This is a genomic window from Streptomyces iconiensis (assembly GCF_028657195.3).
Taxonomy (GTDB): Bacteria; Actinomycetota; Actinomycetes; order Streptomycetales; family Streptomycetaceae; genus Streptomyces; species Streptomyces iconiensis.
On record NZ_JANCPR020000021.1, the window covers coordinates 41,638 to 61,636 of the forward strand.

Genomic DNA, 19,999 nt, shown 5'->3' on the forward strand with positions numbered 1-19,999 from the left:
GGTGCTACGGGGCACCGCCGGCAGTGCCTCGGTACCGCTGGGTGCCGGGGCGCACCCCCGTTGGCCCCCCGGACCGAGCGCGCGCCGACCGGCGCGGTGGATCAACAACCGGTGCTGGTGGACTCGTCGGCGGAAGGGGCGGCTTCGCCGGGGCCGGTGGGACGGCCGCCGGGAGCGGAAGTGCCGGGCCCGCCAGCCGCATTGGGCCCACCGCCCGCATTGGGCCCACCGCCCGCAGCGGGCCGACCGGCCGCATGGGGCTGACCCGGCGCGGGCTCACCGGCGGCAGCAGGCCCACTGGAGGCAGCGGGTCGACCAGGCGCGGTCCCGCCAGCCGGAGCGGGCCCACTGGCACTGGGCCCACTCGCAGCAGCAGGCCGATCAGGCGCGGGCTCACCGGCCGCATGGGGCCCACTGGAGGCAGCGGGCCGACCAGGCGCGGACCCACCAGCCGGAACGGGCCCACCGGCACTGGGTCGATCAGGCGCGGACCCACCAGCCGGAACGGGCCCACCGGGCGCGGGCCCACTCGCAGCACCGGGCCGACCGGCAGCAGGCGCACCGGGCCCGCCCGCAGCGCCGGGCCCGCCCGCCAGGGCGAACGTGCCGGCCGCGAGGCCGAGTTCGCTCTCGGCGGTGGTCGCGGCCATGCGGGAGACCGTGGGCGGGTGGCCGGCGGTGCCGGTGTTGACGTACGCGGCGAGGCCGTCGATCACCACGATGATCCGGATCGCGGCGACGTACGGATCGTCGGTACGGAACTCGCCCTCGGCGACGCCCTCCTGGATCAGCTCCGCCAGCCGTTCGCGCCACGCGGCCTCCTGGGCGGCGACCCGCTCCCGCAGCGGGGGCCGGTAGCGGCTGAGGTGGCGGGCGTTGATCCAGAGTCGACTGATGTCGTTGTACGCCTCGCCCGTCGCATCTGTGAAGAACCGGGTGAGCCGCAGGACGGGACTGTCCCCTGACCTGGCAGGCGGCAGCAGTACGTCGAGTTCACCGCTCGCGGCGCTGGTGAACGCCTCGGCGACCAGTTCGTCCACGGCGGGGAAGTAGTGGCTGATCAACCCGGGCCGGACGTCGAGCTGTTCGCCGATCCGCCGGAGGGTGATGCACTCCAACCCCTCATTCAGTGCGACAGCGGCGGCAGATTCAACGATTTCCGCACGTCTTTCGGCAGGTGACTTACGGATTCGCTTGCGCGGAACGCTTGACGGCATACCGCGGATGCTATTGAGTGTGCGCCCAATAAGCAAGGCAGGCGGGTAACTACCCAGCACCCGGAGGGGACTATGACTGCCACCATTCCCGACCCGTACCCGGACGGTGCCGAAGCGGACAGTGCGCAGCCCGGCCCGGGTGGAGCGGGCCGCATCGAGGCGCACGGCATCGACTGCATTCCCGACCGGGAACGGCATGGCAAAGCCCGCGAGTTGTTCTCCGTCTGGGCTGCGGGGAACGTCAACTACCTGAGCCTGCTGGTGGGCGGCGCCGTGGTCCTCATGGGCCTCAACCTGTGGCAGGCCGTCGCCGTGATCGTGATCGGCAACCTGTTCTGGGGGCTCACAGGGCTGCTCGCCGTCTCGGGCCCGGCATCCGGCACCCCCAGCGAAGTGATCACCCGCGCCATGTACGGCATCCGCGGAAACCGCGTGAACAACGCGGTCATCGGCTGGATGATGTCCGTCTGCTACTTCGCGCTCAACCTCGCCGCTGCGGCGACCGCGGCGTTCTCCCTGGTCGAACGGGTGGGCATCGCGGCCACCACCCCCGTACGGATCGCCGTGGTGCTGGTCATCGCCGCGCTCACGCTGGTCATCGGCGTGTTCGGGCACGGCTTGATCATCAAGCTCTACCTTCCGATCTCCCTCGTACTCGCCGCCGCCTTCGCCGTCGTCGCCGTCAGCGTGATCGGGCACGCCGACTTCTCCTACGTCCCCGCGCAACCGCTGTCCGGCACCGGGCTGTGGGCCACCCTCATAGCCGGCGTCACCCTGATCGCAGCAGGCCCGCTGTCCTACACCACCAGCGCCGACTTCTCGCGCTATCTGCCCCGCACGACCTCCGCGAAGTCGATCGCCGGCTGGACCGCGTTCGGCGCCTACCTGCCCAGCACCTTCGTATGCGTCGTGGGCGCGCTCGCCGCCACCGTCGTCGACATGAGCGACCCGCGGACCGCGCTGGAGAAGCTGCTGCCCCGCTGGTTCGTACCGGTCTTCCTGCTCGCCCTGGTCCTTGGCACGATCGCCATCAACGCGCTCACCGCCTACAGCGCCGGGCTCGCACTCCAGTCCGTCGGCGTCCGCATCCGGCGGTCGGTGAGCGTCCTCTTCGACGGCGTCGCCGCCGCCTCCCTGACCCTCTACGGGCTTCTGGTCTCCAACCTCCTCGACACCATCAACAACGTCCTCCAGCTGACCGTCGTCCTGCTCGGCCCCGCCATGTCCATCTACGCGACGGACATCCTGCTGCGCCGCAACCGCTACGACGGACCCGCGCTGACGGACGAGTCACCGAGCAGCCCCTACTGGTTCACCGGCGGCGTCAACTGGGCAGGCGCAACAGCCCTGTTGACCGGCTCAGGCACGGCGGCGCTGTGTGTGAACACCCTCTACACGGGCCCGATCGCCGCGGCGCTGAACGGCATCGACCTGGCCCTGCCCGTCGGCATCCTCGTGGCGGCCGGAACCTACGCACTCCTGGGACGGCGCGCGATCGCCGCCCGCATGTGAGGCGTTACGCGCCACGACGGCACGCGCGGCGATACGGACAGCAACGCGCCACTGCCCGCCCGGCACCCAACGGCACGGCAGGGCGGCACCAACGGCCCGGCCGGCACCCACGGCACCCCACGGCACGACCGGCCCGGCCGGCGCCCTTGAAAGGAACCGAATGAACTGGCGGATGCCCTCGGAAACCGCTCTCCAGGAACGCGTCTGGATGGCCTTTCCCCCCAGCTCCTCGTACATCGGCGAGGGGCTGGAGACCGCCGACGAGGCGCGGCGTGCCTGGTCGGGGGTGGCCCTCGCCATCGCGCGGTTCGAACCCGTGACCATGCTCGTCGACCCCGCCGACCTTGGCATCGCCCGCAAGTGGCTGACCGACGACATCGACCTCGTCGAAGTGCCCCTCGATGACGCCTGGTTGCGCGACACGGGCCCCAGCTTCGTACTGGACGAGGACGGCCGCCTCGGCGCCGTGGAGTGGGTGTTCAACGGCTGGGGCCGGCAGGAGTGGGCGAGCTGGGAGCGCGATGCCCACGTGGGCCGTACGGTGAGCGGCCTGTCGGGAGCCCGTAGCGTGCCCTCGCCGCTCGTGAATGAGGGCGGTGGCATCCACGTCGACGGGCTCGGCACGGCCCTGGTGACGGAGACCGTACAGCTCGACCCGTACCGCAATCCCGGATACGACAAGGCCGCCGTCGAGGCCGAACTCGCCCGCACCATCGGCGCCGAGCACGTCATCTGGCTGCCGCGCGGCCTGACCCGCGACGCCCAGCGGCTCGGTACGCGCGGGCATGTGGACCTCCTCGCCACCATCCCCTCGCCCGGCAGGCTTCTCGTCCACACCCAGCCGGACCCGGCGCATCCGGACCACGCCCTCACCCGCGAGATCCTCGATGTCCTGCGCGACAGCAAGGACGTGCGCGGCACGGCGTGGGAGATCACCGAGATGCCCGCGCCCACGGTCCTGCGCGACGCGTACGGCTGGGTGGACCACAGCTACATCAACCATCTCGTCGTCAACGGCGCCGTGATCGCCTGCGGCTTCGACGACCCGCGCGACGAGCAGGCCCGGGAGATCCTCACCGACGCGTATCCGGGCCGGCGGATCGTCATGCTCGACGCCCGCCCGGTCTTCGCCGCGGGAGGCGGAATCCACTGCATCACGCAGCAGCAGCCGGCGGCCAGGCCATGAACTCCGCGCGTACCTCCGTCCGTTCCGGCCCCGCTCCGCCGTCCCTCCCCGTGGCCCGGCGACCCGGCGGCCCGGTGGCCCGGTGGCCCGACGGCCGGGCGCCTCGACGCCCCGACGACCCGAGAGGATTTCTGACCCATGCGTCTGACCCCCGGTGAACGCGATCGGCTTCTGCTGTTCACCACCGCCGAACTCGCCCGTGCGCGCCGTGCCCGTGGCCTGCGGCTCAACGTTCCCGAGGCCACCGCGCTCATCGCCGACACCGTGTGCGAGAGTGCGCGCGACGGTGCACGGCTGACCGACGCGATGCGGGCGGGCCGTTCCGTCCTCGGCCCCGACGACGTGCTGGCCGGAGTGGCGGACGTCGTCACCGAGGTCGAGGTGGAGGCCGTGTTCGACGACGGCACCCGGCTGGTCGTGGTGACCGACCCCATCGGTGGCGGCCACCACGGCGAAGCGGCACCCGGCGCCGTACTGCCCGGGGCCGACGCGCCCACGCGGCGGTTCACGGACACGCTGACGATCCCGGTGACCAACACCGCGACCGTGCCCGTCAGCGTCACCTCGCACTTCCACTTCTTCGAGGTCAACCCGCGGCTGCGCTTCGACAGGGCCGCCGCTTACGGGTGCAGGGCCGCGCTTCCGGCGGGCGCGGCCCTGCGGTTCGGCCCGGGGGAGACCCGCGAGGTCGAGCTGACCCCCGTCAGGGGCGAGCGCGTGGCGATCGGGTTCGCGGGGCTCGTGGACGGCCCGCTGGACGCGCCGGGCGCCCGTGAACAGGCCCTCGAACGCGCCCGCGCCTGCGGCTACCTCGACCTCGGCACACCGGAAGGCCGTTCACTCGACACACCGGAAGGCCGTTCATGAGTTCCGAAGCCCACCACCACGACCACGCGCATGACCACCTCTCCGCGCACGACCGCACCTCAGCGCACGACCACATCTCCACGCACGGCCCCCGCCGTGGCGACCGCGTGCGACTCGGGGACACCGGGCTGCTCATCGAGGTCGAGCACGACTCGGCCGAGCCGGGCGAGGAGTTCCTCGTCGGCTTCGGCAAGACGGCCCGCGACGGTATGCACCTGCGGGCCGCTTCCGTCCGCGACACCTGTGACGTCGTCATCAGCAACGTCCTCGTCATCGACGCCGTGCTCGGCATCCGCAAGGTGTCCATCGGCATACGGGAAGGCCGCATCGTCGCCGTCGGCCGCGCGGGCAACCCGCACACCGTCGACGGGGTCGACGTGGTCGTCGGCACCGGCACAGCGATCGTCCCCGGCGAGGGACTGATCGCCACGGCGGGCGCCGTCGACACCCATGTGCATCTGCTGTCGCCGCGCATCATGGAGGCTTCGCTCGCCTCCGGCGTGACCACGCTCATCAGCCAGGAGTTCGGTCCCGTCTGGGGCGTCGGCGTCAACTCGCCCTGGGCGCTGCGGCACGCGTTCAACGCCTTCGACGCCTGGCCCGTCAACATCGGCTTCCTGGCCCGTGGTTCGTCCTCCGGCACCGCGCCGCTGACCGAGGCCCTGGTCGAGGGCGGGGCCAGCGGCTTCAAGGTCCACGAGGACCTGGGCGCGCACACCCGGGCCCTGGACACCGCACTGCGTGTCGCCGAGGAGCACGATGTCCAGGTCGCCCTGCACACGGACGGACTCAACGAGTGCCTGTCCGTCGAGGACACCCTCGCCGTGCTGGAGGGGCGCACCATCCACGCCTTCCACATCGAGGGCTGCGGCGGCGGGCACGTACCCAACGTGCTGCGCCTCGCGGGCGAGGCCAACGTCATCGGCTCCTCGACGAACCCGACCCTGCCGTTCGGCCGGGACGCCGTCGCCGAGCACCTGCACATGATCATGGCCGTCCACCAGCTCGACCCCGGCAGGCCAGGTGACGACGCCATGGCCCGCGACCGCATCCGCGAGGGCACGATGGGCGCCGAGGGTGTCCTGCACGACCTCGGCGTCATCCCCATCACCTCGTCCGACGCACAGGGCATGGGCCGTGCGGGGGAGACGGTACGGCGGACCTTCGCGATGGCGGCGAGGAACAAGGTCCAGTTCGGCGCCGCCAACCCACGCCACGACAACGACAGGGCCCTGCGCTACATCGCCAAGCTCACCGTCAACCCGGCTCTCGCGCACGGCCTCGCACACGAGATCGGCTCCCTGGAACCGGGGAAGCTGGCCGACATCGTCCTGTGGCGCCCCGACCGCTTCGGCGCCAAGCCCGAACTGGTGCTCAAGTCCGGTTTCCCCGCCTGGGGCGTCACCGGCGACCCGAACGCGTCAGTCGACACCTCGCAACCCCTGGTACTGGGCCCGCAACTCGGCGCCCACGGCTCCACGGCCGCTGACCTCTCCGTCGCGTTCGTGAGCCGCGCTGCGGCCGAGGACGGCCACGACCGCCTGACCACCCGTCGCCGCCGCGTGGGCGTACGCGGAACGCGCGGCATCGGCCCGCACACCATGGTCCACAACGACAGGACGGCCGAGGTCCGCGTCGCCCCCGACACCGGCACGGTCACCCTCGACGGCTCCTCGCTCACCTCGGAGCCCGCCCAGGAAGTGACCCTGAACAGGCTGTACTTCCTGTGACCTGCCGCCGCCCGCTCACAAGGCGATCAGCCCCGCGTCCGTCGCCCTGAAACCGCAGGCGTCGAAGTAGAACGACCGCAAGTGCTCTTCGAAGTCCACATGCAGCCACTCGCACCCGGCGGCGCGCGCCCCTTCCGCAGCCGCCTTGACCAGGGCGGAGCCCACACCCTCCGAACGGCTGCGCCGCGCCACGACCGTGTCCAGGACGAACGCGTGGTCTCCGCCGTCCCAGGCGACGTTGACGAAGCCGGTCAAGTGGTCACCGTGCCACGCACAGACCCAGCCGAGGCTGTGACGCAGCAGTCTCGCGCGCCAGTCGGTCTGTTCCAGCGGGTGGTCGAACCCCTCGGCATGCAGGGCGTTGAGAGCCGCGTTGTCGAAGTCACCGCACCACTCATACGTGATCATCATGACCTGAACATAGCGCTCCGCAGCCGGCCGGTGGTTGCGTCCTGGTGGCGCGGGCGGGAGCGCGGCCCCGCAGTACGGTGATCAACTCATGGAAACCGGCGCCCACTTGGCACCAGGGCGCTCGCGGGAGTGCTCGCGGGGCGCGGTCGTCGGCGCGGTCGCGGGGCGCCGACGCGCGGGATGAGGCGCACAAACGCAAGCGGAATGCCTCGTGTTCTCCCTTTTTCCAGGTGTATATCCGGCGGTGTCGCCCGTGCTGGTGGTGATGGCCCGGCAGCTATGGCGCCGCACGTCCGGACTGTGGATCACTGTCGTCATCGGGGGGACCGTCCACCCGTGTGTACCTGAAAGGTGCTCACCATGAGCGAGACGCTGAACATCGAGACCGCTGACGTGTACGAGGCTCCGCTGCTGGCCGAGGCGGGCGACTTCGCCGACCTCACCCAGGGCGCGGCCGGCCGCTGGCCCGAGGGCATCGGCGGTTACCGCATCGGTAGCTGACCACGCGTCGCTGGCTGATCAGCGCAGGGATGCCGGTCCGTCGGCCGCACACGCGGACCAGGGACCGGCATCCCCCGCCCCCGGGGACCTCCACCGCTAACGGCTCCCCGGGGGCGGGCCCCGAGCGCACCCCACGCGCCGCGAGCTGCGTTCGCCGCCCGAACCGTGACCCAACGCCCAACGCCACGTACATGCCCACCAGTTGGGAGGAGCTGATCCCATGAAGGAAGCCATGGCAGCCACGGGAATCGCGTCAGCCACGGCGCCGTATTGGTTCGTGGCGCTCCCCGACCGGGACCTACCGGAAGGAGGCCGGCTCTCCCGGCTGCGGATGCGGGCCACGCGCGCCGGCATCGCCGGCGACGGAGAACGCGCCGACAGCGTGGTCTCCTACCCGTCGGGGAGGCCCTGGCTGCTGGGTTCCTGGCCAAGGGAGCAGCTGGTCACGGCTTCGGCCGGTACGCGCATGCTGGCGGTGGTGGGAACGTCATCGGCCACCGGAGCCGGCCTGGCGGCCCGCCTGAAGCGCGTACGTACGGTCGCGGATCTGGAGGAGGCGCTGTCGGGACTCCACGGCAGCTTCCACGTCGCCGCCTCCCTGAACGGACACGGATATCTACGCGGCAGCGCCTCCGGTGCCCGTCGCGTCTACCGCGCCAGGATCGGGGGAGCGACGGTCTGCGCCGACCGCGCACGGACCCTCGCCTGGCTCCTCGGCACCGGGCCCGACACCGCGCGCCTCGCCGCCTCCCTCGCCTCCCCGCAGCTGCCGTATCCGCTGTCCGGCGCCGCGATGTGGACAGGAGTGCACCTCGTTCCGCCGGGGCAGGCGCTGCGCCTGCCGCCCGACGGGGCCTGCCGCACCACCACGTGGTGGCAGCCGCCACCCGCCGAACTGCCCCTGCACGAAGGCGCCTCGCACCTGCGGGAAGCGCTGCGCCGTGCCGTTTCCTTGCGGGTGCGGCCTGGCAGCACACTGGCCGCCGACCTGTCAGGCGGCATGGACTCCACGTCCCTGTGCTTCCTGGCCGCCGAGGCCGGGGCCTCACTCGTCACCGCGACGCTGCACTGGGACACGGCAGGCAACGAGGACCACCACTACGCCCGTTACGCCGCCGACCAACTGCCCGGCGCCCAGCCCTTGGTCTTCTCCACCGCCGACCTGCCCCCCTGTTTCGCCGGGCTCGGCCGGCGCCACGACCCCGTGGAGGAGCCCTCCGTCCTGCTCCGCGACCGCGCACGGCAGCAGCACGTGGCCGGCGCGCTGCGTGCCCGGGGCGCGCTGCTCCGGCTGTCGGGTCACGGCGGCGACCACGCTCTCGTACCGCCCGCCACTTATCTGCAGGGACTGCTGCGGCGCAGCCCGGCAACGGCGCTGCGGCACACGGCCGGGTTCAGGGCACGTGACCGCTGGCCGCTGTGGGCGACCGCCCGGATGCTGCTGCGCGACGGCCCCTACTCCGCATGGCTGACCGAGGCGGCGGACCGGCTCAGCGAACCCGCACCGCACCTCGCGGGGCCCGAGTCCTGGGGGCCGCGTCCCGTTCTCCCCGCGTGGGCGAGCGAGCAGGCCGAAGGCCACCTCTCCACGCTCCTGCGCAGCGCCGCCGAGCACGCGGAGCCCCTGGCTGCCGATCCGGGCCGGCAGTCGTGGATCCAACAGGTCCAGGAGGCCGGACGTGTCGCCGCGTTGCTCAGGGACGGCACGTCACTGGACGGACTGCCGATGGACAGCCCTTTCTGCGACGACGCCGTCCTCGAAGCCTGCCTGGCCGTGCGCCCGCACGAAGCGGGCCATCCCTGGTCCTACAAGCCCCTGCTGGCCGCGGCGATGGCAGGACTGGTGCCCGCACGCCTCCTCGCCCGTACGACCAAGGACCACTGCGGCCCCGAATGGCACGACGGTCTGAGGACGAACCGGCGCCTGCTCGCCGCGTGGGCCGACACCTCGCACCTGGTTGCCGCCGGCGTCGCCGACGAGACCCGGCTACGGCGCGCGCTGCTCAGCCCCGGCCTCGACGGCGGCGGCGCCCCCGCGCTGGAGAACACCCTGGGCGCCGAGGAGTGGCTGCGCGACCTCGCCGCCCACCCCACTCCCGCATACCTCGCACACGATCCGCTGGAGGAGCATCCCCTTGACCCAGCTGCGCCCTGATGTCGCCTGCTGTCCCACCGAGGACGGCATGGTTCTGCTGGACGAACGCGACGGCCGGTACTGGCAGCTCAACGCCACCGGCGCCACCGTCCTCCAGGCCCTCCTGGACGGTGCCACCCCCGAGCAGGTGACCGACAGGCTCGCCGCCGCCCGCCCTGTGGCCCCCGAGCGCGCCGCGGCCGACGTGGCGGCGCTGATCGACCAGCTCACCCACGCCGGCCTCGTGACGAGCACACCGTGAGTCAGATCCTGGAGCCCGACGGGGCACGCCCACCGCTGCGCCGCCGCATCACCGCGCACACGGCCGTGGGCATCGCACGGCTGCTGGCCCACCTTTCCCCCAAGCGCCTGCAGGCGATCCTGCGTGTCCTGCGCCGCGGAGCGCCCCCGGCCGACCACGCCACCGCCTTGCGGGCGCGGCAGGACGTGACCTCGGTCAGCACCCTGTGCTCGGGCCGCTACTGCCTCCCCCGTTCCCTCGCCACAGCCCTGCTCTGCCGACTACGCGGCACCTGGCCCACCTGGTGCACCGGCGTACGCACACCACCCTTCGCCGCACATGCCTGGGTCGAGGCCGACGGCCGCCGCGTAGGCGAACCCGAAGACACCACCACCTACCGCCCCTTGCTCACCGTCCCCCCACAACAGCCGCACCGGCGCCGCCGTTCCGCTCGCTCAGCATGACCGGGAACGGCGCGTCGGTGGAGCCCCACATGATCAGGTACCCGGCGTTCCACCAGCCGGCGGCTCCGGCACGTCCGCCGGGTCGCCGAGAGTCTGCGGCGAGGCGACGGCCAGGTCCGCCCGTACCCGCCGGGCCTTCGCCTCCCCATATCGTTGCCCGAGGCAATTTTAAGTCAACTGCTTGACTAGTGCCGGACCGAAGGTATTCACTCGCCGGGCGAGCACGGACCCGCCGCACAGACCCCTTCACGGGACCGCCCGTGGGTCCGTCCACGGAACCGTTCACGTCCACGGGTCCGGTTCCGTCCACGGGTCCGTTCGCCTCCAGGGGCCCGTTCACGGGTCCGTCCAGGAGTCGCCCCCGAGCCCGGAGGAAGATCCCGGTGACAGAAGCGCGGAACGCGGAGTCGCTGCCCTACCCGCTCAAGGCGCCCTCGGCGCTGGAACCTTCGAAGGAGTGGGCAGAGCTTCGTACGCAGTGCCCGGTCGCGCGGATCACGCTCCCGAGCGGGGACGAGGCGTCACTCCTGACGCGGTACGACGACGTGCGCACGGCGCTGTCCGATCCACGCTTCAGCCGCGAGGGGCTGACCCGGCCCGACGCGGCCCGCGTCTCGGCGGGGGAAGCGGGCAGCGTCTTCGACAGCCCGATGGCGCGGACACTCAACGCGGTGGGGCACCAGCGGTGGCGGCGCACGGTCGGAAAGTGGTTCACCGCGAAACGTATGGCGGCGCTGCGGCCCGACATGGAAGCCATGGCCGAGCAGCTCGTCGACGCCATGGCGGAGCGGAGCCGTCCCGCCGACCTCGTCAGCGGGCTGGCGTTCCCGCTGCCGGTGTACGTGATCTGCCGCATGCTCGGTGTCCCGGAGAGCGACAGGGACCGCTTCAAGACCTGGTCGGACACCTTCCTGAACACCACCCGGTACACAACAGAGGAAATGCGCGCGGCGCACAGGGAGTTCGCCGCCTATATGGCCGCCCTCATCGACGGCAAGCGCGCCGAGCCGGGAGACGACCTGCTCAGCCTGCTGATGACCGGCGCGAGCGGTACGGGCGGGGCCGGTGGCACGGGTGGGTTCGGCGGTACGGGCGGGCCCGGTGGTACGGGCGGGCCCGGTGGTACGGGCGGCGCCGGTGATACGGGCAGCGCAGCTCAGCCGATGGGCGAGGACGCGCTCGTGGCCACGGGCCAGGCGCTGCTGCTGGCCGGTCATGAGACCACCGCCGGCTTCATCGCGCTGATGGTGGCCCATCTCCTCGCCGACCGGCAGCGATGGGAACGCCTGCTGGCCGACCCCTCGCTGGTGCGCACGGCGGTGGAGGAGAGCCTGCGGTACGACCCGAACGGGGCCAACTTCGGCATGCTCCGCTACACCCACGAGGACACCGAACTCTCCAGCGGCACCGTGCCGGCGGGGACCACCGTGGTGTGCGGCATGGCGTCGGCCAACCGCGACGAGAGCGTATGGAGCGACGCGCACGGTATGGACCTGGGCCGCAGCCCCAACCGGCATCTCACCTTCGGCGCGGGCCCGCACTCCTGTCTCGGCCAGCCGCTCGCCCGTACCGAGATGCAGGCCGCACTCGACGTACTGCTGCGCCGCCTGCCCACCCTCCGCCTCGCCGTCGACCCCGGCGAACTGCGGGCACACGAGGGGCTGCTCACCGCACCGTTGCGCGCATTGCCGGTGACGTGGTGACCGCCGTGAAGACCGCACGCGACGACCGTACGGCCGAGACCAGGAACGCGATCATGGCCGCCGCTGAACGGCTCTTCGCCGAGCACGGTCTGTCCGTCGTCTCCAACCGCCAGATCGCCGAAGCGGCGGGGCAGCGGAACAACGCCGTCGTCGGCTACCACTTCGGCAGCAAGACCGACCTCGTGCGCGCGATCATGACCAGGCGCGGCGAGCAGACCGACCGGATCCGCGCCGAGCACGTGGCGGCTCTCGGCGACAGCGACGACCTCCGTGACTGGGTCGGCGCCCTGGTCAGACCGGCGACCGAACACCTGGCCTCGCTCGGCACCCCGTCATGGAACGCGCGCCTGACGGTCCAGGTCATGACCGACCCCACCATGCGCGTCCTGGTCTCCGAGGAGGCGTGCACCCGTCCGCACCTGCGGCAGATCCTCGATGGCCTCGGCCGCTGCCTGGCCGATGTGCCGGCCGCCGTACGCACCGAACGCGGCGCCATGGCCCGCAACTTGATCACCAGCATGTGCGCGGAACGCGAGCGCGCCCTGGCCGAGAACACCGGCCTGCTGCACCACTCCTGGGCCCACACGGCCGACGCGCTGACCGACGCGATCGTCGGCCTGCTGACGGCCCCGGTCACGCGGCGCAGGGCGTGACCGCTCGCCCGACCGCGTACGGAGCCGCTCGCACCATCCCCCCGTACGGAACCGCTCGCATCACCGCCCGTACGGAACCGCTCGCATCACCACTCCACGCCGAACCGTCCGCATTACCTCGTACCGGAGGGAACCCCAGCCCATGAAGATCAACGTTGACGAGGAGAGGTGCTGCGGCGCCGGACAGTGCGTCATGCTCGCGCCGGAAGTCTTCGACCAGCGCGACGAGGACGGCATCGTGATGCTCCTCGACGCCGAACCCCCGGCCGAGCAGCACGGTCCCGTACGGGAGGCCGCAGAGATGTGTCCCGCCGCCGCCATCCGCCTCAGCGAGGGCACATGAGCGTTCCGGGAAACGCGGCCGGGAGCGTGCCGCTGCTCGGCGCCTCCGCTGCCTGCCTCGGCACGCCCAGCCGCACAGCGCACCCACCCGGACCGGTAGCTGTGCCCCGACGACCGGTTCCGACTGCCGGAGGACCAACATGACCACCAGGCCCGAGGCGGACGCCAACTCCGCCCACCCGTTCCCCGACTTCCCCCACCCCCGCTCCTCCGCATGCCCCTTCGGAGTCTCGCCGGAGATGCGTGCCCTCCGGGACCGGGGCGCGGTCAGCAGGGTCCGGTCCTGGGGAGGGAGCACGCCCTGGGTGGTTACGAGCCACGCCGAACAGAAGGCCCTGCTGGCCGACCCCCGGCTCAGCGCCGACTTCTCCCACCCCGGCTTTCCCAGCCCCGTCGACCCCGAGAAGGCGGGCAGGGGAAGGCGGGACATGAGCTTTGTCGGCATGGACGACCCGGAACACGCCCGGCTGCGGCGCATGGTCAGCGGCGTCTTCACCGTCAAACGCATGCGGGCGCTGCGCCCCGTCGTACAGAAGATGACCGACGACTTCATCGACAGCATGCTCGCGGGCCCCAGGCCCGCCGACCTGGTCCAGGCGCTCGCGCTGCCCCTCCCCTCGCTCGTCATCTCCCGGCTGCTCGGTGTGCCCTACGAGGACCACGAGTTCTTCCAGACCAACAGCAGGACCATCGTCTCCTCCGTGGCCACGGCCGAGGCCAGGAGCACCGCGCACACCAACCTCGCCGGCTACCTCGACGACCTGGTCGCCAGGAAGACCACCGACCCCGGCGACGACCTGCTCACCCAGCTCGGCGAGCGCGTCGGGGCCGGAGAGCTGACCCGTCAACAGGCGGCCTCCATGGGCGTGTTGCTGCTCCTCGGCGGGCACGAGACCACCGCCAACATGATCACCCTCGGTACGCTCCTGCTGCTGGAGCACCCCGGACAACTGGCCGCCATCCGCGAGGCCGACGACCCCAAGGTGATCGCCGACGCCGTGGAAGAACTGCTGCGCTACCCCTCCATCGTCCACCTCGGGCGCCGCAGGACGGCGCTGGAGGACATCGACATCGCGGGGGAGACCATCCGCGCCGGTGAGGGCGTCATCCTCCTCAGCGAACTCGCCAACCGCGACCCCAGCGCCTTCCCCGACCCCGACACCCTGGACCTGACCCGCGACGCCCGCTCCCACCTGGCCTTCGGAGCCGGTACGCACCACTGCGTCGGCCAGCCACTGGCCCGCATGGAACTCCAGATCCTCTACCCCACCCTCTTCTGCCGCGTCCCCACCCTGCGCACCGCTGTCGAAACGGACCAGGTGCCCTTCAAGCACGACGCCGTCATCTACGGCGTACACGAACTCCCGGTCACCTGGTAGCGCCCCAGACCCTCGCCCGGAGGAGAGCGCACCGGCGTAGTCGCGGCACCCGGTCGGGCGGCAACGAGCCAAGCCCGCCCGCACGCGCGGGCTGCCGCGCCCGACGCGCATCAAGACCGCGGCTCGTCCGCCCCGCCCCCGATCTCCGCCGCGGTCTCCGCCCCGGTCTCCGACTCCTGAGCCGAACAGCTGGCGAGGTCATCAGCCATGCGCCGCATCACCCGGGGCAGAACGAACGGCATGACCCAGCCGACACCGGGCCGCATACGCCAGGCCCCGTGCCAACTTATCGCCGTACCACCCCCGTTGACCGGCTCCAGCCCGACCACAGCCCGGTAGTCCCTCAGCACATGGTTGAAGGCGTCCTCGTACGCCAGGCGCCGACCCCGCACCAGCTCCGTCAGCCGCTCCCCGGTGACAACCCGACCCGTACGCAACGCGCGGACCGCCCCGACACCGCCGCGCCCCTCGGGACCGAGCCCGCTCGAACGCTCCGCCACCAGCTCGTCCGGCCCGGAGGACCACCGCGGCCGGCTACGACCGTCGATCAGCAGCCCCACACGGTGCCGAAAAGCGTACGACGCCCCACTGACAACCCCGTTGGCCTCCACCGCCCCCGCACCTCCCCGACGACTCGGAACCGCACCCGTGGACCGACGGGCACGGCCCCACCGGGAGAACGCGCACCCGCCGCCCGCCGAACAGCAAAGCCCCCGGCCCCTCGACCCCGCCTCCGCCGGGAATTCGTCCGATAAGTGGGCTGTCTCCCTGGCGAAGAGGGCCATCGGTGGCCCAACCGGTGTTGTCGCAGAAAGAACGGGCGACGCCGGTGCGCTGGTACCGGCGTGGGCCCGCTGCGCCCCGTACGCTGACCTGCGGCTGGGCCCGGAATGCGCACATTGCGAGGAGTACGGCATCTCCTCCGGGGCACCCACGGACGAGGACACGAACCGCACACAGAACTTGGCAAGGTGACGCTCTTCATGGTTGAGACGGCCTCGGCAGCGCAGCCATCCAGCCACCACGGCAAGGCCGTGGGCATCTCGATCGCGGCGGCGGTCGGCGGATTCCTCTTCGGCTTCGACTCTTCCGTCATCAACGGTGCGGTGGACGCCCTGAGCGGACACTTCCACCTCGGTGAGTTCCTCTCAGGCTTCGTCGTCTCCATCGCGCTGCTCGCCTGCGCGGTCGGTGCCTGGTACGCGGGCCGGCTCGCCGACGGCTGGGGCAGGCGCCGGGTGATGCTGCTCGGCTCGGCGCTGTTCATCATCAGCTCGGCCGGCTCAGCCTTCGCCTTCTCGGTACCCGATCTGCTGCTGTGGCGCGTCATCGGCGGCCTCGGTATCGGCATCGCCTCCGTGATCGCCCCCGCCTACATCTCCGAGGTCGCCCCCGCCTCCGGCCGCGGCGCACTCGGCTCGCTCCAGCAGCTGGCGATCACCATCGGCCAGCTCGTCGTCCTCAGCTCCAACAAGGGACTGGCCGGAGCCGCCGGCGGCTCCGCGCACGAACTGTGGTTCGGCATGCCGGCCTGGCGCTGGATGTTCCTGGTGGGAGTCATCCCCGCCGCCGTCTACGGCATCCTCGCGTTCGTCATCCCCGAATCGCCCCGCTACCTCGTCCTCGTAGGCAAGGACGAGAAGGCCGCCGGCGTCCTCCGCAGGGTCTCAGGCGTCGCCGAACCAGAGGCCAAGGTCGACGAGATCCGCGAGACGCTACGCAAGGAGCACAAGAGCAGCTTCCGCGACATCCGCGGCCCCCGCTTCGGGCTGCACCCGCTGGTCTGGGTCGGCATCATCCTGGCCGCTTTCCAGCAGCTCGTCGGCATCAACGCGATCTTCTACTACTCGACGACGCTGTGGAAGTCGGTCGGCTTCAGCGAGTCCAACTCCTTCACGACGTCCGTCATCACCGCAGGCATCAACGTCGTCATGACCGTGGTCTCGATGCTGTTCGTCGACCGCGTCGGACGCCGCAGGCTGCTGACCATCGGCTCCGTCGGCATGTTCCTCGCGCTGACGCTCACCGCCGTCGCCTTCTCCCAGCAGCGCGGCAGCGGGGAGGACGTCAGCCTGCCCGACCCGTACGGCCCCCTGGCCCTCATCGGCGCCAACGCCTTCGTCGTCTTCTTCGCCCTCTCCTGGGGCCCCATCATGTGGATCCTCCTCGCGGAGATGTTCCCCAACCGCATGCGCGCCATGGCCCTCGCCATCGGCACCACCTCCAACTGGATCTTCAACTTCATCGTCACCTTCTCCTTCGAACCCATGACCGACAAAGTCGGCCTCTCCTGGCTCTACGGCGCCTTCGCCTTCTTCGCCCTGGCCTCCTTCATCTTCGTCCGCGCCAAGATCCCCGAGACGAAGCAGCGCGAGCTGGAGTCCATGACCGGCGAGACCTATCAGCGGCCGGCGCGGTAGTGCCCTGAGCGGGGCGGTCATTCAAGAACTGAGACGAGGCCCCGAGGAACCTCGTTCACCGGCCCTCCGTCGGAACCCGCACAAAGCGCCACCACCGCATGCCCACGGTCTGCGCCGAGGGCGGGGAGTGGTGACACTGCTGAAGCCGTGTTACTCAGGAGCGGTCCGCAGCGCACTCGGATTGCGAACCGGATGCCCCTCCAACGCCGTGCCCCTCCGCCGTCCCTGACTCGCGTCAAGGATCCGGACTCCTGAATCTCCTGCGCCTTCGGCTGCCGCTCGCAGCAGGCGGGCAGGCCGAGACAGGACTCTTGGGACCTACGGTCGAATTCCCGTACGGGGGAGTGCCTTCTCTTCTAGGATCCGAGTCTCTTCCAGGGGCCCGAGGACCTGGAGGACCCACTTCAGTAACGGGGGGAAGCCAGTGAAGTCCGGCAGACGGTTATGGGCACGTCCCAGCGGGACCGTACTCGTCGTTCTGGCGCTTGGCATGGCGACGGCCGTCGCCGGCTGCACAGAGGAGGGCGGTGCCTCGGCCTCAGACGGCGGCGTGCGCCTGTGGAAGAAGCATGTCGCCGTCGACGCCCGCGACACCGACCTCTGGGTGACCGAACGGCACGTGATGCTACGAGCCGGGGACGGACGGCTGGAGGGGCGGGACCCGCGGACCGGAACGCGGAAGTGGTCGCTGAAGCCGCCGGAGGGGATGGGCCTGCTGTGCGCGGTGGCGCCGCCGAACGAGGAAGGCATCGCAGCCGCCGCCTACGGGCAGCAGGAGAGCAGCGGCACCTGTCCGCGGCTCGCCGCCGTTGATACCAGGACCGGTGAGCGACTGTGGGAGAAGAGGCTCCCGGGCAAGGAGTCAACCTACGTACGCCCGTCGCTGACCGTCGGTGACAAGGCCATCGGCGTCGCCCCCCATTCCGGCCCAGCGCTGCGTGTGTCCCTTCGCAGCGGTGACGTCGTGTCCCGCCACCATGAGGGATGCCCGGCTTGCCCCAGCACCACGGCTGCCATCGACCGGCGGCTGGTGACCCTCAGCGCGCAAAACATCCGTGGCAGGCAGCAGCTGACCGCGTACGACGTGGACTCGGGCCGCAGGGTCTGGCGGCGCGAGGAGAGGTTCACCGTCCCCGCGGTCTTCGCCGACACCCTGTCCGGCCGCCCCCTGATCACCTCGCTGATGCACTCGGCGATCAGCGAATTGCGGACGTACGACGACCACGGAAAGCTGCTCCACGAAGTCGGCGGAACCAACGAGGACTTCTCTCTGGTCCCCTACGCGGACGGTGCCCCGGTAGGCAAACGCCGTCTGGTCGTGCAGCACGACGACTGGGCCGGGTCCGGCAGGGATCTGCTCGTGGGTGACCTTCACGCCTACGAGCCCCGTACGGGAAAGCGGTTGTGGCGGCTGAGGAACAACGGCTCGCGACAATTCGATCCCTCCGGCATCGCGGGCGACCGGCTCTACGGCGTCGTCACGGAACGCAAGAAACGCGGGACGGGCAAGTCCCGCCAGGAGCGCTGGTTCGCCGTGGCCGACCTCGACTCGGGACGCGTCACCAAGAAGGGGGCCGTCCCTTCCATCGACAACGGCTCCGGAAACCGCGACATGTCGGTCACCGCGCTGAGGAACGACGACGAACGCATGTACCTGGTCCAGGAGTCAGGGCGGAGCGAGTACTACCTGACGGCGTACCCGCTGCCGGACCAGAGCGCTCGCGGGGCCCGGTGAGCGGGCGGGGGACCACGTGGGGCTTCGCCTCTTTCCCCGTCGGCCTCGTCGGCCGGGCGCCTGGGGCGCTGCCCCGATAGCCCTCGCCTTGAGGGGACTCTGCCCACCTCCAGGTCTCCTTCCCCGCGAAGGGGACCAGACTTCCAAGCGCCAGGCCGAGGGGGCGCTTTCGAGCCTCTCCTGGGAGCACTGTTCTGAGGGCCCTGTCCTCGGGCGCTGTCCTGACGAGGCACCCCCGTTTCTTGGTCACTGGCCGGTGATGCGGGTGGTGAGGCGGGTCAACAGGGTTACGCAGTCGCGCAGTTGTCGCCGTTCGTCGGGATTGAGCGCGTCGTGGATCGCGGTGTTCAGCCATGTGGCGCGCTGGCTGCGCTCCTGCTGGAGGCGGGCGCGTCCGGTGTCGGTGAGGTGCAGGACGAGCTTGCGACCGTCACTGGGATGAGGTGCGGCGCGCACCCAGCCGCTGTCGATGAGCTCCTTGACGGACTTGGCCGCGGACTGGTGGGTCACTCCGCGTCGGTGCGCGAGTTCGGCCGTCGTCTGCGGGCCGCTCCGGTCGAGGTGGCCGAGGACGGCGGCCTCTCCGGGCGGCATGGTGTCGGCGGTCCGCACGGCGCGGACCAGTTCACCGATCGCTTCTCGCAGGTCTTCAGCCAGTGCCTCGTCGTCCATGGCCCCATCCTAGCTGAGCTGTACAATTAATTTGTACAGCTTGGTTGTATAGTTATGGCACTGCCAAGGAGGTCCACATGCATCTCACCAAGTTCGGCCACGCCTGCGTCCGTATCGAGAAGAACGGCCGCCGCCTGGTCGTCGACCCCGGGGGCCTGACCGGCCCGGAAGCACTCGACGGTGCCGACGCCGTCCTGGTCACCCATGAACACTTCGACCACTTCTCCGAGGAGGCGCTCCGCAGGGCCGCTCGGGACAATCCCGCCCTGCGGATCTGGACCAACACCGCCGTCGCCAGGCGGCTGGACGGCCTCGGCGGGAGGGTCACCGCCGTCGGAGAGGGAGCGGCGTTCACGGCTGCCGGCTTCGACGTGGGAGTGCTCGGCACATGGCATGCGGTCATCCACCCGGACATCCCGCGCGTCGGCAACATCGGCTTCCTCATCGACGGCGCACTCTTCCACCCCGGAGACGCCCTCACCGTGCCGGACGTTGCCGTCGACACCCTGCTGCTGCCGGTCCACGGCCCCTGGTCCACCACTGGGCAGCTGATCGACTACGTACGCGAGGTGGGCCCCCGCCAGGTCTGCGCCATCCATGACGGCGCCCTCAACGACGTCGGTGCCACCATGGTCGGCGGCCTTCTGGGCGACAACGGCCCCGGAATCGGCGCCCGCTACCACCACCTGCCCGCCGGCGCGTCCGTCGCGATGGGCGCCGAGCCGGTCGAGTGACCGTCCGCGACCGTCGATGATCGGCCCCGTAGCGCGAGCGGCCGGGCGGGACGGAGCGGGCCTGTCCCTGTCAGCGTGGACTCCACCACGGTCCGGGC

General features: G+C 71.1%; 19 protein-coding genes. 15 read left to right on the top strand and 4 right to left on the bottom strand.

Annotated features, from left to right (window positions below):
• Nucleotides 1-101: 101 nt before the first annotated feature.
• Complete coding sequence (locus NMN56_RS43040) at nucleotides 102-1,118, bottom strand: TetR/AcrR family transcriptional regulator (protein WP_347178628.1); 1,017 nt, start codon at nucleotides 1,116-1,118, stop codon at nucleotides 102-104.
• 171 nt (nucleotides 1,119-1,289) lie between these two features.
• Here NMN56_RS43040 and NMN56_RS21440 point away from each other — a divergent pair, with 171 nt between their 5' ends.
• From NMN56_RS21440 to NMN56_RS21455, 4 genes are all read left to right on the top strand, one after another.
• On the top strand, nucleotides 1,290-2,729 hold the full coding sequence (locus tag NMN56_RS21440) for a purine-cytosine permease family protein (protein WP_274042006.1): 1,440 nt from the start codon (nucleotides 1,290-1,292) through the stop codon (nucleotides 2,727-2,729).
• Between the two features lie 160 nt (nucleotides 2,730-2,889).
• Nucleotides 2,890-3,915 carry an agmatine deiminase family protein gene (locus NMN56_RS21445; protein ID WP_274042007.1) on the top strand — a complete coding sequence of 342 codons (1,026 nt, stop codon included), beginning with the start codon at nucleotides 2,890-2,892 and terminating at the stop codon, nucleotides 3,913-3,915.
• Nucleotides 3,916-4,053: 138 nt separating this feature from the next.
• On the top strand, nucleotides 4,054-4,782 hold the full coding sequence (gene ureA / locus NMN56_RS21450; protein ID WP_274042008.1) for an urease subunit gamma: 729 nt from the start codon (nucleotides 4,054-4,056) through the stop codon (nucleotides 4,780-4,782).
• Nucleotides 4,779-6,512 (top strand): urease subunit alpha, encoded by a 1,734-nt coding sequence (locus NMN56_RS21455; RefSeq protein ID WP_274042009.1) that lies wholly within the window; start codon nucleotides 4,779-4,781, stop codon nucleotides 6,510-6,512. Before ureA ends, NMN56_RS21455 begins: the two co-directional genes overlap by 4 nt.
• A 15-nt stretch (nucleotides 6,513-6,527) precedes the next feature.
• On the opposite strand, the gene NMN56_RS21460 is transcribed toward NMN56_RS21455, so the two are convergent.
• Nucleotides 6,528-6,923, bottom strand: a complete 396-nt coding sequence (locus NMN56_RS21460; protein WP_274042010.1) for a GNAT family N-acetyltransferase — start codon at nucleotides 6,921-6,923, stop codon at nucleotides 6,528-6,530.
• A 360-nt stretch (nucleotides 6,924-7,283) separates the two neighbouring features.
• Here NMN56_RS21460 and NMN56_RS21465 point away from each other — a divergent pair, with 360 nt between their 5' ends.
• The 8 genes from NMN56_RS21465 (at nucleotide 7,284) to NMN56_RS21500 (ending at nucleotide 14,340) form a co-directional block, all read left to right on the top strand.
• The gene (locus tag NMN56_RS21465; RefSeq protein WP_274042011.1) at nucleotides 7,284-7,424 is read left to right on the top strand and encodes a lasso RiPP family leader peptide-containing protein; all 141 of its coding nucleotides are present in this window, start codon (nucleotides 7,284-7,286) and stop codon (nucleotides 7,422-7,424) included.
• 220 nt (nucleotides 7,425-7,644) lie between these two features.
• Nucleotides 7,645-9,579 carry an asparagine synthase-related protein gene (locus NMN56_RS21470; protein WP_274042012.1) on the top strand — a complete coding sequence of 645 codons (1,935 nt, stop codon included), beginning with the start codon at nucleotides 7,645-7,647 and terminating at the stop codon, nucleotides 9,577-9,579.
• Complete coding sequence (locus tag NMN56_RS21475; protein ID WP_347178629.1) at nucleotides 9,560-9,820, top strand: lasso peptide biosynthesis PqqD family chaperone; 261 nt, start codon at nucleotides 9,560-9,562, stop codon at nucleotides 9,818-9,820. Before NMN56_RS21470 ends, NMN56_RS21475 begins: the two co-directional genes overlap by 20 nt.
• Nucleotides 9,817-10,263: a lasso peptide biosynthesis B2 protein gene (locus tag NMN56_RS21480; RefSeq protein WP_430542661.1), complete on the top strand. Its 447-nt coding sequence runs from the start codon at nucleotides 9,817-9,819 to the stop codon at nucleotides 10,261-10,263. Before NMN56_RS21475 ends, NMN56_RS21480 begins: the two co-directional genes overlap by 4 nt.
• A gap of 383 nt (nucleotides 10,264-10,646) precedes the next feature.
• Nucleotides 10,647-11,966: a cytochrome P450 gene (locus NMN56_RS21485; protein WP_274042013.1), complete on the top strand. Its 1,320-nt coding sequence runs from the start codon at nucleotides 10,647-10,649 to the stop codon at nucleotides 11,964-11,966.
• A 5-nt stretch (nucleotides 11,967-11,971) separates the two neighbouring features.
• Nucleotides 11,972-12,619 (top strand): TetR/AcrR family transcriptional regulator, encoded by a 648-nt coding sequence (locus tag NMN56_RS21490; protein ID WP_274042014.1) that lies wholly within the window; start codon nucleotides 11,972-11,974, stop codon nucleotides 12,617-12,619.
• A 142-nt stretch (nucleotides 12,620-12,761) separates the two neighbouring features.
• Nucleotides 12,762-12,962 (top strand): ferredoxin, encoded by a 201-nt coding sequence (locus tag NMN56_RS21495; protein ID WP_274042015.1) that lies wholly within the window; start codon nucleotides 12,762-12,764, stop codon nucleotides 12,960-12,962.
• A gap of 139 nt (nucleotides 12,963-13,101) precedes the next feature.
• On the top strand, nucleotides 13,102-14,340 hold the full coding sequence (locus NMN56_RS21500) for a cytochrome P450 (protein ID WP_274042016.1): 1,239 nt from the start codon (nucleotides 13,102-13,104) through the stop codon (nucleotides 14,338-14,340).
• Between the two features lie 110 nt (nucleotides 14,341-14,450).
• On the opposite strand, the gene NMN56_RS21505 is transcribed toward NMN56_RS21500, so the two are convergent.
• Complete coding sequence (locus NMN56_RS21505; protein ID WP_274042017.1) at nucleotides 14,451-14,900, bottom strand: SRPBCC family protein; 450 nt, start codon at nucleotides 14,898-14,900, stop codon at nucleotides 14,451-14,453.
• 423 nt (nucleotides 14,901-15,323) lie between these two features.
• Here NMN56_RS21505 and NMN56_RS21510 point away from each other — a divergent pair, with 423 nt between their 5' ends.
• A complete protein-coding gene (locus NMN56_RS21510; RefSeq protein WP_274042018.1) occupies nucleotides 15,324-16,760 on the top strand; it encodes a sugar porter family MFS transporter in 1,437 nt (478 codons plus the stop codon).
• A gap of 424 nt (nucleotides 16,761-17,184) precedes the next feature.
• Complete coding sequence (locus NMN56_RS21515; protein WP_347178630.1) at nucleotides 17,185-18,495, top strand: outer membrane protein assembly factor BamB family protein; 1,311 nt, start codon at nucleotides 17,185-17,187, stop codon at nucleotides 18,493-18,495.
• A gap of 246 nt (nucleotides 18,496-18,741) precedes the next feature.
• On the opposite strand, the gene NMN56_RS21520 is transcribed toward NMN56_RS21515, so the two are convergent.
• Nucleotides 18,742-19,167 (bottom strand): MarR family winged helix-turn-helix transcriptional regulator, encoded by a 426-nt coding sequence (locus NMN56_RS21520; RefSeq protein WP_274042019.1) that lies wholly within the window; start codon nucleotides 19,165-19,167, stop codon nucleotides 18,742-18,744.
• A 77-nt stretch (nucleotides 19,168-19,244) separates the two neighbouring features.
• Between NMN56_RS21520 and NMN56_RS21525 the strand changes: the two genes are divergently transcribed.
• Complete coding sequence (locus tag NMN56_RS21525) at nucleotides 19,245-19,901, top strand: MBL fold metallo-hydrolase (RefSeq protein ID WP_274042020.1); 657 nt, start codon at nucleotides 19,245-19,247, stop codon at nucleotides 19,899-19,901.
• Nucleotides 19,902-19,999: the final 98 nt, after the last annotated feature.